This window comes from Viridibacillus sp. FSL H8-0110, from assembly GCF_038003565.1.
GTDB lineage: Bacteria > Bacillota > Bacilli > Bacillales_A > Planococcaceae > Viridibacillus > Viridibacillus arenosi.
The window spans coordinates 3086387-3102562 of sequence record NZ_JBBOPJ010000001.1 but is presented as its reverse complement, the minus strand read 5'-3'; the positions used below and the strand labels follow the sequence as shown (position 1 = coordinate 3102562).

Here is a 16176-nt window from a genome sequence, read left to right as displayed (position 1 = left end):
TTCATATTGTTAATATTGATCGTTACTGTTTATTGCTTGTTTATTGTCATTACTATTGTCATCGTTCGTGCCACTCGTATCGACTTCTTCTTCATCTTCATCAGGTTTTATTCCATCGTTATTATCTACAGGTGGTGTACCGTTATCAGGGTTGTTATTACCATTATCATCTTCAGTAGGTTCCTCTGGTACAACAGGTATTTCAGGCACTTCAGGCTGTTCATTTTCTTCTGGAGGCGTTACTTCCTCTTCAGGAGGTGCCGTCTTAATCTGAATGGATGTCGAGGCAGCCGCACTCTTCTCATCATCTGCAATCGCTATTACTGAGAAGACATATGTTTTACCATCTTGAGGTGTGCTATAAGTGTACGCCTTATCACTCGTTTGAGTTAGTTTTTGTTCACCACCACCATCTACCGACACTGAAACTTCGAAGCTAACGCTCTTATCTTTAGGTTCTTTATGCGCCCAAGATAAGTTAATTGCATTTGCCTCTTCGTCGAACGTTGCTTTTAAGTCAGTAGGTGCTTCCAACTTTTCAACTTCTTCTACAGGAGCAGTATTTGTAGGGACCGTTCCTTTAACGAATAATTCAGTTGAAGTTCTATCTGCTGGTGTACTAGAACTTGCTAATTGCAACGGTTTTGAACCTTTCACAATTTTAGCTTCTACAACTGAATTTGGTTTTTTAAAGTTTGGTGTTGTTGTATTCGCTGAAATTTGGCTCATTACTGTTTTAAATAATCTTTGTGGCAATAATCGTTCATCTGTTGTAGTAATTGGATCTTTACGGTTTGTATATCCACTCCATACAGAAATGGAATACTTACTTGAATATCCTGCGAACCAAGAATCTGGAACTGCCGATTCAGGTAGGTTATATTTTTGGAATTCATCTGCACCGTAGTTTGTAGTACCTGTTTTACCCGCAATATCTAAGCCTGGAATAGCTGCCGCAGTTCCAGATGCACCGTATTTTGGACCAACTACATCACGTAGCATATCAGTTACCATATATGCAGTGTAATCATTCATAGCAGGTGTTGGGTCTGGTGTATATGATTTTGCAGTTTTTCCATCACGATAGACAATTTTCTTAATAGAATGTGGAGTAGTGTAAATACCGTTATTCCCAAATGCAGCATATGCTCCTGCCATTTCAATAGGAGATAAGCTGATTTTACCGCCACCGATAGCATCAGATTCATAAATTTCGTCTGCTTCAATACCAAGATTATTGATAAATTTCTTCGCTTTATCTGTTCCCACTTCTTTTAAAAGTTTCACAGCTGGTACATTACGAGAAGTATAAAGTGCTTCGCGAAGGGTCATATCACCTTTATACATTTTATCAAAGTTATTAATTTGTTTAGAAGAACCTGTGTAGAACATTTTTTCATCGGTAATAGTTTGTCCTGTCGAATATTTTAAATTTTCGATTGCAGGACCATAGTCCATAATTGGTTTCATTGTCGAACCCGGTTGATTTTTAATAGCCTCAGCATAGTTTAAACCACGTTCAGGACCATAATCACGTCCACCGCCGATAGCTACTATCGCTCCGGTCTCAGTATCAACTACTGCCATCCCAGATTGAATCTCTTTTGTAGGGAATATATCTGAATTCATAGTAGTCTCGACAATTTTTTGAGCAGAAGAATCTAATGTTGTATAGACATTAATACCTTCCTCCAATAATTTCCCATCACCATTTTCAGCTAGTTCTTTTAAGACCACGTCGATATACGCGTCATATTTTGACGTTGATGCAGTTTTACGTTTGTTTTCAGGTAATAGTCCAACTTCAACATCGACTTTTTTTGCTGCTTCCATTTGTTCTTTTGTAATCTTTTTGTGTTGATACATTAATCCTAAAACTGTATTACGACGTTTTTCAGCATATTCTGGATATTTGAATGGATTATATGCATTCGGTAACTGCGACATACCTGCTAGAAGAGCCATTTCTTCTAATTTTAGATCCTTTAACTCTTTCCCATAGAAGTATTTAGAGGCAGTTCCGTATCCATAAATACGGCCGGACATTAATACTTTGTTGAAATACATTTCGAAAATTTCTTCTTTAGAGTACTCACGCTCTAATTGGATAGCTAAATAAGCTTCTTGTGCTTTACGCTTAAGTGTTTTTTCATTTTGTAAAAATGAGTTTTTAATAACTTGTTGTGTTAATGTACTCGCACCTTGTGCACCAAAACCATGTCGTAAATTGGCTAGAATAGCACCGCCAAGGCGATAAAAATCAATTCCGTGGTGACTAAAGAAGCGAACATCTTCCGTCGCCAAAATAGCGTCGCGCATTTCTGTCGGGATGTCTTCGTAAGCTACGTGTTCTCGCTTTTCTAATCCCATCGTATAAAATACTTTCCCGTCAGAATCATAGAATTGAGATGATACAGGATCCTTTAATAATTCTTCATCCAAGTCAGGTGCGGTAGCTGCATAATATGCAAATAATGTAGCGCCTGCAATAAATAAAACAATACCAACTGATACTATTGCTATTAAAAGACGTTTAAGCCAAACTTTCATTGGTTTTTTTTGCTTCTTTTGTTGTTGTTCTCGCATTTTTCTTCTTTGTTCTCGAGAATTAATTTCTTGCCCCATTAAATTCTCCTCACTTTCTAACAAACATTCATAATTTATGGCAGCATTTTACGTACTGCTTGTAAATAATCGATACGTGGACTATAAGTTGGTTTTACTTCAATTGCTTGTTCCTCAAATTCTACTAAAGAAATTGATTTACGACCACCCGTAAGCATCCTAGTCCAAGCATTTTGCAGCATTTCTAAAGGTACTACAAAATAACGTTCCATGGAAGAAAAACGTATTAATAGAAAGCAAATACCTCGCTGCTTTGCAACAACCGTCATATGTTCAACCTGATGTGGATGCACGTTTTTTAAAGGGAAAGATGTTTTACTTTCCGTTTCCTTGGCATCAAAGTCGATATGGTAACCTTCATATATACCATTGTAGTCCGTCGTAGAAGGTGTTCTAAAATATGCTTCCCGTATAACAGCTGCACTTCTCGAAGGATACTCTACTTTGACGATTTGTATCGGAACAGGTTTCTTATGAATGACTGCTATTTGTCGTTGTAAATAAAAATCATTTGCTTCATCAATTTCATCTTCTAAAGTTTTGCCCCGATTACTATAGGAATAATCCTTTATACTCCTTTTTTTTACTTCAGAATTTGGTGGAGTATACTTTTTTCCGTTTGGATAGCGAATTGCCATTTGACCACCTCATCAACAATAATAATAACATATTTTTATAAACAAAAATCGTAGCAGAAAAGACAGAGATTTTTTCTATTTATATCGAACTCGCACTTGTTTTGTCTTGTGGAAAGGATTATTTCAATTTATAAGGAAATCATAAAGCTAGGAGGCGATTATGATGCAAAGAATATCTCATTTACTTACTCAACTTGAATTAATCGATCAGTTACTACAAGCACAAATGTCTGTGGAACGTCACACCGAAATTCAAAAACATATGAATGACATTGCAACAGTTCAACAACGCCTAAGCAATCTTGAAAAACAATCGAAAGGAATATTCGTTCGTGCATAAGTAGTTTCTTTTACGATATTTTGATACACTGAAATTAAATGAATACTTAATATTAAATTAAAAATGGAGGTGTGTGTAAATGCTATTATCTACCACAGAAAAATTATTAGAAGAATGCGATGCATGTTGGCAACGATTTTTACGTATGCGAGAAGAAGACACATCTCCGGATTTCTTTCTTGAAGTGAAACCACATGCTGATACTTGGCATGCTATATTAGTAACTTGGCAGTCAGAGTCTGAGAAATGGATTCTATTAAATAAACCCAAATATATGCACAATACACAAATTGATAATGCGCTAGATGCGATGGATCAATTTGTGGTGCAGTCTTTTTATAAAGCAACGAGTAAAAAACGATTTTATCAATCAATACAATCGGTGAAATATACATTAGAGACTTTTTTGCGCTATTTGCGTGAGGATGGTGAACAATATGCTTCAGAAAAAAACGATTGATGAGCTTTTAGCAGAATGGCAACAGTATCCAGAAATGATGGAGAGAATTGAGCATCAACATACAATTGATGCAATGCCAGCAAAGCTCGTCCCTTTTCCCGATAAATTACACCCTTCTTTAATCAAAGCTTTACAAAAGCGTGGTATTAGTCAGCTTTACTCGCATCAAAGACAAGCATTCGATTATGCGACTAATGGGCAATCTTTTACGGCCGTCACACCAACTGCCTCTGGAAAATCCCTCTGCTATCATTTACCCGTTTTACAAGCTATTTTAGAAAATAAAGCCTCACGTGCCCTATACCTATTCCCGACAAAAGCTCTTGCACAAGATCAAAAAAGTGATTTGAATGAGTTAATAGAGCAAAGTGGAGAGGAAGTTTTAAGCTACACATATGATGGTGATACTTCACCTGGTATTCGTCAGAAGGTGCGTAAGGCTGGTCATATTGTTATGACTAATCCCGATATGTTACATTCAGGGATTTTGCCACATCATACAAAATGGGTTTCGTTATTTGAGAATTTACAGTATATTGTCTTGGATGAGTTGCATACATATAAAGGAGTATTTGGTAGCCATGTTGCTCACGTTATTCGACGTTTGCAACGTATTTGCCGTTTTTATGGAAGTGATCCAATCTTTATATGTACATCAGCGACAATCAAAAATCCGAAAGAGCTGGCAGAGAATTTAACGAATACAACACATCAACTAATTGCAGATAACGGAGCACCAGTAGGGAAAAAAACATTCCTATTTTATAATCCACCAATTATTCATCCTACTTTTGGTGTTCGAAGAAGCGCCATTTTAGAAGTGAGAGATTTAGCTAGAAAGCTATATGAAGCACAAATTCAAACAATCATTTTTGCTAAAAGTCGTGTGCGAGTGGAAATGCTTGTTACGTATATGAAGGAATTGACGAAAAAGAAAATCCAAGATGAATCAATTCGAGGTTATCGAGGAGGTTATTTACCTTCGGAGCGGCGATCGATTGAAAAAGGTTTACGTGATGGCACAATCCAAACAGTTGTGAGTACGAATGCATTAGAGCTCGGAGTTGATATTGGTCAATTACAAGCTTGTATAATGACGGGATATCCAGGCAATATTGCGAGTGCATGGCAACAAGCAGGACGCGCTGGTAGAAGGCAAGATGCAGCGCTAATTATTTACGTGGCACAATCTACTGCATTGGATCAATACATTATAAATCATCCTAATTATTTATTAGGAAGTTCTCCAGAAGAAGCCCGTATTTATCCAGATAATATGCTCATTTTAATGGATCATTTAAAATGTGCTTCTTTTGAGTTGCCTTTTAAAACGACTGATATGTACGGAGAGTTTGAGATTCAAGAGTTATTGGAATATCTACAGCAAGAGGACGTTCTTTTAAAAACGTCTGAACAATGGCATTGGATGAGCGATAGTTTCCCAGCACACGAAATTAGTTTGCGTTCAGCATCGCAAGAAAATGTTGTCATCATTGATCAATCTATTCCTGCAAATACTCGTGTTATTGGGGAAATGGATCGATATAGTGCGCTTACGTTACTTCATGAAGAAGCTATCTATTTACATCAAGGTGTACAATTTCAAGTAGAAAAACTTGATTGGGAAGAGAAGAAAGCTTATGTTCGTGAAGTGGATGTTGATTATTTTACGGATGCTAATCTAGCTGTTGAATTAAAAGTTATGAGTGAAGATAAGCAAAAGCATCTTGGCCAAGCAGAAGCAGCATTTGGTGATGTTATGATTTTGGCGACTGCTACTATATTTAAAAAAATTAGATTTGATTCACATGATAATATCGGTTCTGGTCCAATACATTTACCACCAGAAGAACTGCATACGAGTTCTACATGGTTATCATTTGAGCAGCCAGTAAACTGGACAGAAGATGATTTAACAAGTGCTATGACAGGTGTGGCGTTTGCGATGAACAGTTTTATTCCATTATTCATTCAAAGTGACCGCAGCGATGTCCATGTCATACCTCAAGTGAAGGCGGTACATTCAGAGAAACCAACATTCTTTGTTTACGATCGTTATCCAGGTGGTATTGGATTGAGCGAGCGGGTGTATGATATTTGGGAACCACTTATTCAGCATGTATTTGAACATGTTGATGCATGTCCATGTCAAAATGGTTGTCCTTCTTGTATAGGCGCACAAGATTTAAGTGACAAAGGTAAGAAACAAGTATTGAATTTTTTGAAATCATTTCTATTAGAAGAGTTGGATGATTAATATGTCATATGAAAATAAAATACTTCAAATGAAAAAACTACTGAAGAAAAATAATACACAACAAGTAATAGGGATAGAAAAAGAACCCTTTCTAAAGCCGGACGTCCCTAATTATGCTGGGATGTGGCAAGATGCTGGTCTAGAAATGATAGAAAATGATTTTGGTGTAGTCTTTTTATTAGAGAAGCATTATCCTCTTGAGTATAAACACGGTGATATTTATTTAGGAGAGTTATATGATGCTTTTGAAAAGTGGCAACAAACTCGAAATTCACATCCTATATCTTTAACGGATGCTAATAATCTTATATTCTATGATACAGAAACGACTGGATTAAAAGGAGTAGGTACTCATATTTTTCTGAATGGTTTACTTGAAGAGTCTGAGGATGGCTTTACATTAAAGCAGTACGTATTAGCTGATCCGAGTAATGAGGTTGCATTTTTGTTTGAATCGAAATTTTGGCAAGGAAAGAAAACCGTTATTACGTATAATGGTAAAAGTTTCGATTGGCCACAGTTACAAACTCGCTGGACATTAAATAAAAAAGACCTACCACCATTAAAAGAGCATAATCATCTCGATTTATTTCATGGTTCAAAACGTATTTGGAAAAATGACATGGCACGTATGAAACTTACCCAAGTAGAAGAAGAAAAATTGGGCTTCACTCGTCTTGACGATGTGCCTGGTTATTTAGCACCGATTATTTATTTAGACGCGGTCAAAAGTGGGCAGCCGGATGCTTTGCTAAAAGTGCTGCAACATAATGAATGGGATTTATTATCATTATTGACGCTGTATGTTCAAGCAACCAATTTACTCTGTGAAGGAATTGCAGAAGAATCAGCTACAACGTATACAAACATTGGTAAATGGTACGCTGATTTAAGAGAAATAGATCGCAGTGAGGAACTTTTACAGCAAGTAACGCATCAATATTCGAGTGATGAATCAGCAAATGCTTATTTCCATCTAGGGTTTCAACAAAAAAAACAGCAGAATTATATAGAGGCACGTAAGTCATTCCAACAAGCTTTGCCGTATTTACAAGGAAGACAGCAAATTACTGCGCTCATTGAGTTAGCGAAAATTTTTGAACACCGTGATAAAAACTATGAGTTTGCATTAGACATGACAAATCAAGCGTTGAAACTTGTTACGGAAAGTTCACTGTGGTCTAAGGAATCTAAAATTTCAAGACTGGCGGATATGCAAAAACGGAAGAATAGGCTTGAAAGGAAGAAATAATTTCCTGGGCAATCGCAGTTTTCGACAAAAAAACGTTGGGAAATGGCTGTGATTAAGCATTGCCCTTAAGAAATATGCTATACTAAGAACACTTATGTTGCGATGGAAGGGCGATGTATATGGATACAAAATTAACAGCGAAAAAGATTTTAGATAAAGATTTTAAAACAGGTTTAAGAGGTTATAGTCAAGATGATGTAGACCAATTTTTAGATGAAATTATTCAAGATTATGAGAACTTTGAAAAAGTTTTAGCTAAAAAGCAAGAAGAGATAAACATGCTAAAACAAGAACTTGAAGTTGCCCAGAGTGCTAAGCGTCACAATCCGGCACCAGTTCAACCACAACAACCACAATATACTGCAAATACAAATTTCGATATTTTGAAAAGAATCTCTAATTTAGAAAAACATGTTTTTGGAGATAAACTGTACGATTGAATATAGGTCTTTGGTTCTATTGGGTTAGATATGTTTTTATATTATAATAAAAAACATCATCATGAATTTTCGGGTAATCGCTGCAATGCTTGACATTGTCGAGGAAAGTCCATGCTCGCACGGTTCTGAGATGACCGTAGTGTTCGTGCTTAGTGAATAAATAAGCTAAGGCAGTCTTTTGGCTGACGGCGGGAGGAAAACCTAAGTCTTTTATAGGATATGGTTGAAACTCTCTGAAAGTGCCACAGTGACGAAGCTGGTGCGGAAACGTAACAGGTGGAACGAGGTAAACCCCACGAGTGAGAAACCCAAATTATGGTAGGGGCACTCTCCTGAAGGAAATGAATGGATGGAGAGACGTGAATGCTTGCATCTCACGTAGATAGATGATTACTACCCGGTTGTACGAGATGTAAATCGTTTGAGTACTCGGGCACAAAACATGGCTTATTGAACTTTCAATGATGTTAAACATGAACAGTCAGGCTCTCCAGTTCCTGGAGGGCCTTTCTTTTGGGAATATGGTGAAAAATATGGAAAAAATATCTATTAAAAAGATTATTAACCAAAACACTATTTCTAGCTATTCTGACGAATTAATACAAAAAGTATTTGAAACAATTTCTGAAGGAATCATGATAACTGATCCAAAAAAGAAAATAATAAATGTGAATCCAGCTTTTGAGTTTGTTACGGGCTACAAAAAAGAAGAAGTTGTTGGACATAGCCCTGCTATCTTACAATCGGGCATTCATGACAGTGATTTTTATAAAAGCATGTGGAACGAGCTATACTCAAAAGGTGAATGGCAAGGTGAAATATGTAATCGCCGTAAAACCGGTGATGTCTATCCAGAATGGCTATCAATCATGGAAGTTCGTAATGAGCAAGGTGAAGTTACGAACTACTGCGGTGTTTTCTCCGACCTAACAGAACAAAAGGACGTTGAAGACGAACTTGAAAAGCGTGCAATGACAGATTCATTAACCGGTGTTTCAAATAGATTTGCCTATACTGAGCGAATGAAAGTTTTACTAGAATCATCCTCTACACGCTTATATCAACATGCTGTTTTATTTTTAGATTTAGATCGCTTTAAGCAAATAAATGATACACTTGGTCATGCAGTTGGTGACAATTTGTTAGTAGAAGTAGTACAAAGAATACAATCACTATTGAAAAATAAAGATATTTTAGCTAGATATGGTGGTGATGAATTTGTTATTACATTAACGAATATCCATCACCCTAGAGAAGCTGTACATTTGGCTGAAATGATCATCCAATTATTAGAACAACCCTTTAAGGTTGAAGATCAGAATTTATATGTGTCCACTAGTATAGGAATTAGCATTTATCCGCATGATGGAGATGATACGGAAGTATTATTAACCAAAGCTGATAAGGCAATGTATTTTGCAAAGCAGAATGGCAGAGGTCAATTTTCTTTTTACTTTGACGAACTACAAACAGATAGCAAACGTGTGTTGCTCCTAGATAACGAGTTACGAAAAGCTATAGAAAATGACAGCTTCGAATTACATTATCAACCCAAAGTTTCCGTTACAACTGGTGCAATCGTAGGAGTGGAAGCTTTAGTACGCTGGCAAAATGAAAAATTAGGCTTCGTCTCACCAGGTGAATTTATCCCTTATGCGGAGGAAACAGGTTTAATAATTCCGATTAGTGAATGTATTATTAATCGTGCATGCCAGGACTATCTAAAACTAAAATCAAAAAATATAAAAAATATGCCAATAGCATTGAATATATCGAGTATTCACTTTCATCAAAGTAATTTCATTGAATCCATAATGCAAATATTAGAGAGAAATAATTGCCCTGCGCATTATTTTGAAATTGAGCTAACTGAGCGTACGGTTATGAACAGTGAAAAAGAAACGATTCGAAAATTAGTACTCTTAAAGCAATTAGGTTTTAAACTGTCAATAGATGATTTTGGAACAGGCTATTCTTCTCTTAGCTATTTAGTGCAGTTTCCATTAAATTATTTAAAAATTGATCGTAGTTTTATACAACATATATGTTCGTTAGATGATAAACAAGCAGTAGTAGATGCCATTATTCAGATGGCGCATCGTTTACATATGAAGGTAATTGCTGAGGGAGTAGAGCAAAGAGAACAGGTTCAGCTATTACGTAAAATGGGCTGTGATATGATTCAAGGATACTATTACTCAAAGCCATTACCTTTAGATGAATTTATCGAATTCCTAGAATTTTGGGAATTAGAACAGTTAGAAGGGAAATAACAATGACAACATTTCGATTAGTAGCAACCGCAGCAATGGGGTTAGAAGGAATTGTCGCACAAGAGCTTCAGGACCTAGGATTTGAAACAACAACAGAAAACGGGAAAGTTTACTTTGAAGGTGACGAGAAGGCAATCGCAAAAACGAATCTTTGGTTACGTGTAGCGGACCGAGTGAAAATTATTGCAGGTGAGTTTCCAGCTCGCACATTTGATGAATTGTTTGAGGGAGTAAAAGCGATCAATTGGGAGAAATTTTTACCGGTAGATGCAGAATTCCCTGTAACAGGTAAATCCGTTAAATCTAAATTATTTAGTGTACCTGATTGCCAAGCGATTACAAAAAAAGCAATCGTTGAACGAATGAAATACCACTATAAACGTCTAGGTTTCTTAGAAGAAACTGGACCGAAATTTAAAATTGAAATTTCAATTTTAAAAGATGTGGCTACACTTACAATTGATACTAGTGGAGCAGGCCTACACAAACGTGGGTATAGACTAGATCAAGGTGAAGCACCATTAAAAGAAACGTTAGCAGCAGCGCTTGTTCAAATTTCTAAATGGAATCCAAATCGTCCATTTGTAGATCCTTTCTGTGGTTCAGGTACAATTGCACTTGAAGCTGCAATGATTGGGCAAAATATGGCTCCTGGTTACAACCGTGAGTTCATTTCAGAAGCATGGCCTTGGATGAAACAACAAATCTGGGATGATATTCGTATGGAAGCAGAAGATGTTGCAAACTACGATCAGCCTTTAGAAATTATTGGATCAGACATTGACCATCGTATGGTTCAAATTGCAAAAAGTAATGCTGTTGAAGCTGGTTTTGCAGACCTGATTACTTGGAAACAAATGCAAGTAAAAGACTTTACTACATTATCAACTGATGGCGTAATGATTGGTAACCCGCCTTATGGTGAACGTATTGGTGATATAGAAATGGTTGAACAAATGATTCGTGAGATGGGTGACAATATGGCGAAGTATCCATCTTGGTCAGTCTACATGCTATCATCAATGGAAAACTTTGAAACACTTTATGGCAGAAAAGCGACAAAAAAACGCAAATTATTCAACGGGTTTATCAGAACTGATTTTTATCAATTCTGGGGTCAACGTACACCGAGAAACTAAATTTTAAACGGAATGGGATATCCCATTCCGTTTTTTTAGGTTTGATTTTGGAAAAAAGCAAACTCGTATCTGGGCATGTCAGTAATTAACTCAATTCGGTTATAACTAAATAATATTCCATGAAAATCTAATTTAAATAAATATTCTTCTTGTTGCAATAAATTTTATGGTTTAATATGGAATATAATGTTTAGAAAAGGGGGAGGATTCATGAAGCTTTTATCTGGAACTATAGCTCTTTGTGTATCGTTTATGTTATTTGTTTTTTTGGGTGTTACCAATTATGAATCGGAATATTTCATGTTTCCAGTTATTTTGTTGATGTTCGCAATAACTTTATTCTTAGCAGAATTTAATCAATATGCAAAATCTAAAACCTCGCAAATGGATAACAAAAAAGGGGTAATTTAAGGCTATTTATGTTGTAGATCGAGTTTAAATTAGCTGAAGTTATTAGACACCTCTAAGCGGGTGTTTTTTTATAACATGAATTTATATCTTCTTAAATAATTATACAAAAACGTAAATCGAAAACTAGAATGCTTGAACTGCATACTTTTTCCCTCCGAATAATTTCACACTTTTACTACTAATATAAGATAATGCTAAATCCCATTGGAAAGAGATGGAGTTAGAATGAAAAACGTTTTCTTCGCAATGTTGATGCCACATCATTTCCACATATTTTCTCTAGCCCCCAAATTAAGATCACTTTCTATACCTAAGAGTTATATGATATGTATTTAATTTTAAATTGTAGAATAATTGCTAACAATAACCAATATAATTTTTTGTTAAGTAAATAAAGAACATTGTCTCATTCTTTATATTATTGAAAATAGAATGCTGTTTTGTTAACCAATTTCATATAAATTTAACAGAGTTTCTTCTATTATATTAGGTGCACCAATTTCTGGGTGTTTAATTTCCTTTTTTCTGGGTAACACTATGATAACCGTGATATGACCACAAATTGAACACATAAACTGAAAAAAAATTAAATCATATACATGCATTTAACAAGGTAGTTAAGAATAATGCTATAATAACAAAGGTTTCAATTACCGTTTAGTTGAATATAATTTTATTTTCGTTGACGTACGAGGGGGAACAAGATGAGACAAGCAATACCATTTGCTCTATCAAAAGAAAAATCATTCTTCGACTCGTTGGGTGATTGGATGGGCGATATGCTTTATGATGAATTACCTGAAAAGGGTCTAGAATGTCGTGATGAGCAAATCTTTATGGCTTATCAAATTGAAAAAGTTTTACGTGAAAAATCAGTGCTATTTGCTGAAGCAGGTGTAGGTACTGGGAAAACAATTGCATACTTATTACCAGCTATTTCTTATGCGCGTTATACTGGACGTCCAGCATTGATTGCATGTGCAGATGAAACTTTAATCGACCAGCTCGTTAAAGATGGTGGCGATATTCATAAATTACAGCAATATCTTGATTTAAATATTGATGTGCGTTTAGCAAAATCACGTGATCAATACCTATGTTTAAAACGCTTTGAAGAGGCTGAAAAGTTTCATGACGGTGAATATATAGATGATATCGTAGAAACGATACCAGATGGCGTCTTTGGCCAGGGACCATTATCTTTATATGGTCAACGTAGTGACTATCCAAATGTTAGCGATGTTGATTGGCAAAAAGTCAACTACAACTCGATTCAACAGTGTTCGGTTTGTGATCTTCGCAACCGCTGTGGGCAAACGCTACATCGTGCAGATTACCGTAAAGCAACGGATTTAATCATCTGTTCACAAGATTTCTTGATGGAGCATATTGCTACAAAAGATTCACGTGAACGTGAAGGACAATTAGCACTTCTACCGGAAGTATCCATGATTGTACTTGATGAAGGCCACTTACTTGAGTACGCTGCACAAAAGGCGATGACTTACAAAGTGCAAGATTATACAATCGTAAAGCTTCTAGATATGTTAATGGTTGATGGATTACGAGAAAAAACGCTTTATACAATGGAAAAATTGCAAGATGGTCATGAATTATTCTTTGACCAACTACGTGATGATGTCATTGAATCGGATGAAGATCGTAAACGAATTAATAAATCTCCTTTACTTCTAAAGCTTGGTCAAAAAGTGATTGATACAGTAGAATCTTTACTTGAAGAGTTTGTTTTCGAATCAGAAATGTATGTCATTCCTGAATATGAGCTACGTATGGTAGAGGAGTTCTTAGAGCAATACGAAGCTGCAATGCGTATATTTATCGCGCAAGGAGATGCTGTAGACTGGTTAGAGGAAACAGATGGTGAAGAGACACTTGTCATCATGCCTAGACTTATTACAGAAGTACTCGAGGAAAAATTGTTCTCGAAAAAAATACCTTATGTATTCTCATCAGCAACTCTATCAATCAATAAAGATTTCTCATATATCGCAAACAGTTTAGGGATTAACAAATTCCAATCATTCTCTGTCTCTTCTCCATTTGAATATGAAGAAGTTATGAAGATTCAATTGCACAAAGTAGCTCAAGAAGAGAAACTTTCGTCTGTTGAAAAGTTATTACAAGATGATGAAAAAACATTAATCTTATTTAAATCAAAACAAGCGATGCAGAAATTTAAAGGGCAATTGGCTGAGGAACTACGTGCAGATGTTGCGTTTGAAGGGGATCGCGAACTATCGTCACTTATCCGTGATTTCCAAGCGGACGAAGTAAAAGTACTATGCTCATATCATTTATGGGAAGGCTTAGACTTACCCGAGGAATCATTAACGCGTGTGATAATTTTCGATTTACCTTTCCCACCAAATGATCCATTATTTGATGCAAAGCGTTCATTTGCTACCGATGCTTTTGAAGAGGTTGATTTACCATTCATGCTGTTACGACTACAGCAGGGTATGGGGCGATTAATCCGTACTTCAAAAGACCACGGAGACATTCATATTTTATTGAATGAAGAAGAATACAAACATAAAGAGAAAATACAACCGATTTTCGCAGTCGAAGCTACAGAAGTCTAATAAGAAAAAGTCAGCTCAAAATATAATGAGCTGGCTTTTTTGAATGTGAGAAGAATTATTAGCACTTTTTAGGGTGTAATGACGTGAATATTCTGCTAAATAACAAACAGAATTTTTCAACTGATTTACTTCGGTTTTCGTGATAAAATAGAAGGAACATAAGGGGGTAATAAAATGTCAGTAGAACAACGCTTTTTAAATTACATAAAAAAAATCGATAATTATGAAGAAGCTCTTTCAGTAATCTATTGGGATATGCGCACTGGAGCACCAAAAAAGGGGCTAGAGCAACGAGCAGAAGTTGTAGGTACTATTTCGTCAGAACTATTCCGATTACAAACATCCGATGAATTAGCTGAAATACTTCAAGAGCTTTCGACAAAAAAAGAAGAACTATCAGAAATTGTCCGTCGTTCATATGAAGAAACGCAAAAAGCTTTTGATTTAAATAAGAAAATCCCAGCAGATGAATATAAAGCATATGTCGTACTCCAATCAAAAGCAGAAGCTGTTTGGGAACAAGCAAAAGAAAAATCAGACTTCAGTCTATTCTTACCGTATTTAAAAGGCATTATTGAAGCGCAACAAAAGTTCGTTACTTATTGGGGAATCAAGGACAATAATCCATACAACACATTATTGGACCAATATGAACCTGATATGACAACGGATATATTGGACCGCGTATTTGGAGAATTGAAGGAAACTATTCTCCCATTAGTTCAAAAAATTGTCGCATCACCTAATCAACCAGATACGAGTTTCATATTTGACTTCTTTCCAAAAGAAGGGCAAAAGGCAGCTTGTTTAGAAATTTTACAACAACTTGATTACGACTTTGAAGCAGGTCGTTTAGATGAAACAGTTCATCCGTTTATGATTGGTTTAAACCGAGGTGATATTCGCGTAACTACAAAATATGATGAACATGATTTTCGATCTGCACTTCTTGGTACAGTGCATGAATGTGGACACGCTTTATATGAACAAAATATCATGCCAGAATTAGATGGTTTACCACTAAGCACAGGAACTTCAATGGGCATTCATGAATCTCAGTCATTGTTTTTTGAAAATTTTGTAGGACGCAATAAAAACTTTTGGTCTCATAATTTTGAGATGTTGAAAAAACACTCTCCGAAACAATTTGAAAATGTTTCATTAGAAATGTTTTTACGTGCAATTAACGCAGCGCAACCTTCTTTAATTCGAATTGAAGCTGATGAATTAACATATCCACTTCATATTATGATTCGATATGAAATTGAAAAAGAATTATTCAATGGAAACTTACAAGTTGAGGACCTACCAAAAGTATGGAATGCAAAATACGAAGAGTATTTGGGTATTGCACCAGAAAATGATGCAGAAGGAATCTTACAAGATATGCATTGGTCTGGTGGTAGTTTTGGATATTTCCCATCTTATGCACTTGGTTTTATGTATGCAGCTCAATTTAAACATGCGATGGATCAAGATATTCCAAACTTTGATGAACTTTTGGCAGAAGGTAATCTCACTCCAATTCGCGAATGGTTAACAGAAAAAGTACATCAATATGGTGCACTTAAAAAACCTTTTGAACTATTAAAAGGAGCTACTGGTGAAGGTTTAAATGCCCAGTATTTAGCCGATTATTTAAAAGAAAAATATACGCGAATATATAACTTATAAAACGGTCTACACACCAATCAATTTAATATTAACAAAAGCCAAAGAGCGCTTATATAAACTGCTC

General features: G+C 35.8%; 12 protein-coding genes and 1 other RNA gene. 11 read left to right on the top strand and 2 right to left on the bottom strand.

Annotated elements, in window-relative coordinates:
* Positions 1-9: 9 nt before the first annotated feature.
* Both MHH98_RS15500 and recU read right to left on the bottom strand, forming a co-directional pair.
* Entirely contained in the window at positions 10-2625 is a 2616-nt protein-coding gene (locus tag MHH98_RS15500) for a transglycosylase domain-containing protein (RefSeq protein WP_038190572.1), read from the bottom strand.
* A gap of 35 nt (positions 2626-2660) precedes the next feature.
* On the bottom strand, positions 2661-3263 hold the full coding sequence (recU, locus tag MHH98_RS15495) for a Holliday junction resolvase RecU (RefSeq protein ID WP_038190569.1): 603 nt from the start codon (positions 3261-3263) through the stop codon (positions 2661-2663).
* Between the two features lie 160 nt (positions 3264-3423).
* On the opposite strand from recU, the gene MHH98_RS15490 reads away from it, so the two are divergent.
* The 11 genes from MHH98_RS15490 (at position 3424) to MHH98_RS15440 (ending at position 16112) form a co-directional block, all read left to right on the top strand.
* Positions 3424-3603, top strand: coding sequence for a hypothetical protein (locus MHH98_RS15490; protein ID WP_143691494.1), 180 nt, complete (start codon positions 3424-3426; stop codon positions 3601-3603).
* Positions 3604-3682: 79 nt separating this feature from the next.
* The gene (locus MHH98_RS15485) at positions 3683-4063 is read left to right on the top strand and encodes a YppE family protein (RefSeq protein ID WP_038190566.1); all 381 of its coding nucleotides are present in this window, start codon (positions 3683-3685) and stop codon (positions 4061-4063) included.
* Entirely contained in the window at positions 4041-6320 is a 2280-nt protein-coding gene (locus MHH98_RS15480; protein ID WP_340713202.1) for a DEAD/DEAH box helicase, read from the top strand. The genes MHH98_RS15485 and MHH98_RS15480 overlap by 23 nt, the downstream gene beginning before the upstream one ends.
* Position 6321: 1 nt before the next feature.
* Positions 6322-7572, top strand: coding sequence for a ribonuclease H-like domain-containing protein (locus MHH98_RS15475; RefSeq protein ID WP_340713201.1), 1251 nt, complete (start codon positions 6322-6324; stop codon positions 7570-7572).
* Positions 7573-7691: 119 nt separating this feature from the next.
* Positions 7692-8012: a cell division regulator GpsB gene (gpsB, locus tag MHH98_RS15470; RefSeq protein ID WP_081730154.1), complete on the top strand. Its 321-nt coding sequence runs from the start codon at positions 7692-7694 to the stop codon at positions 8010-8012.
* A gap of 65 nt (positions 8013-8077) precedes the next feature.
* Positions 8078-8467: RNase P RNA component class B (gene rnpB / locus MHH98_RS15465), an RNA gene on the top strand.
* 78 nt (positions 8468-8545) lie between these two features.
* A complete protein-coding gene (locus MHH98_RS15460) occupies positions 8546-10285 on the top strand; it encodes a sensor domain-containing protein (protein WP_038191187.1) in 1740 nt (579 codons plus the stop codon).
* A 2-nt stretch (positions 10286-10287) separates the two neighbouring features.
* Positions 10288-11424 (top strand): THUMP domain-containing class I SAM-dependent RNA methyltransferase, encoded by a 1137-nt coding sequence (locus tag MHH98_RS15455; RefSeq protein WP_038190551.1) that lies wholly within the window; start codon positions 10288-10290, stop codon positions 11422-11424.
* A 210-nt stretch (positions 11425-11634) separates the two neighbouring features.
* Positions 11635-11835, top strand: a complete 201-nt coding sequence (locus MHH98_RS15450; RefSeq protein WP_038190540.1) for a hypothetical protein — start codon at positions 11635-11637, stop codon at positions 11833-11835.
* A gap of 704 nt (positions 11836-12539) precedes the next feature.
* Positions 12540-14438, top strand: coding sequence for an ATP-dependent DNA helicase (locus MHH98_RS15445; RefSeq protein ID WP_038190537.1), 1899 nt, complete (start codon positions 12540-12542; stop codon positions 14436-14438).
* A gap of 174 nt (positions 14439-14612) precedes the next feature.
* Positions 14613-16112, top strand: a complete 1500-nt coding sequence (locus MHH98_RS15440) for a carboxypeptidase M32 (protein WP_038190526.1) — start codon at positions 14613-14615, stop codon at positions 16110-16112.
* Positions 16113-16176 lie beyond the last annotated feature (64 nt).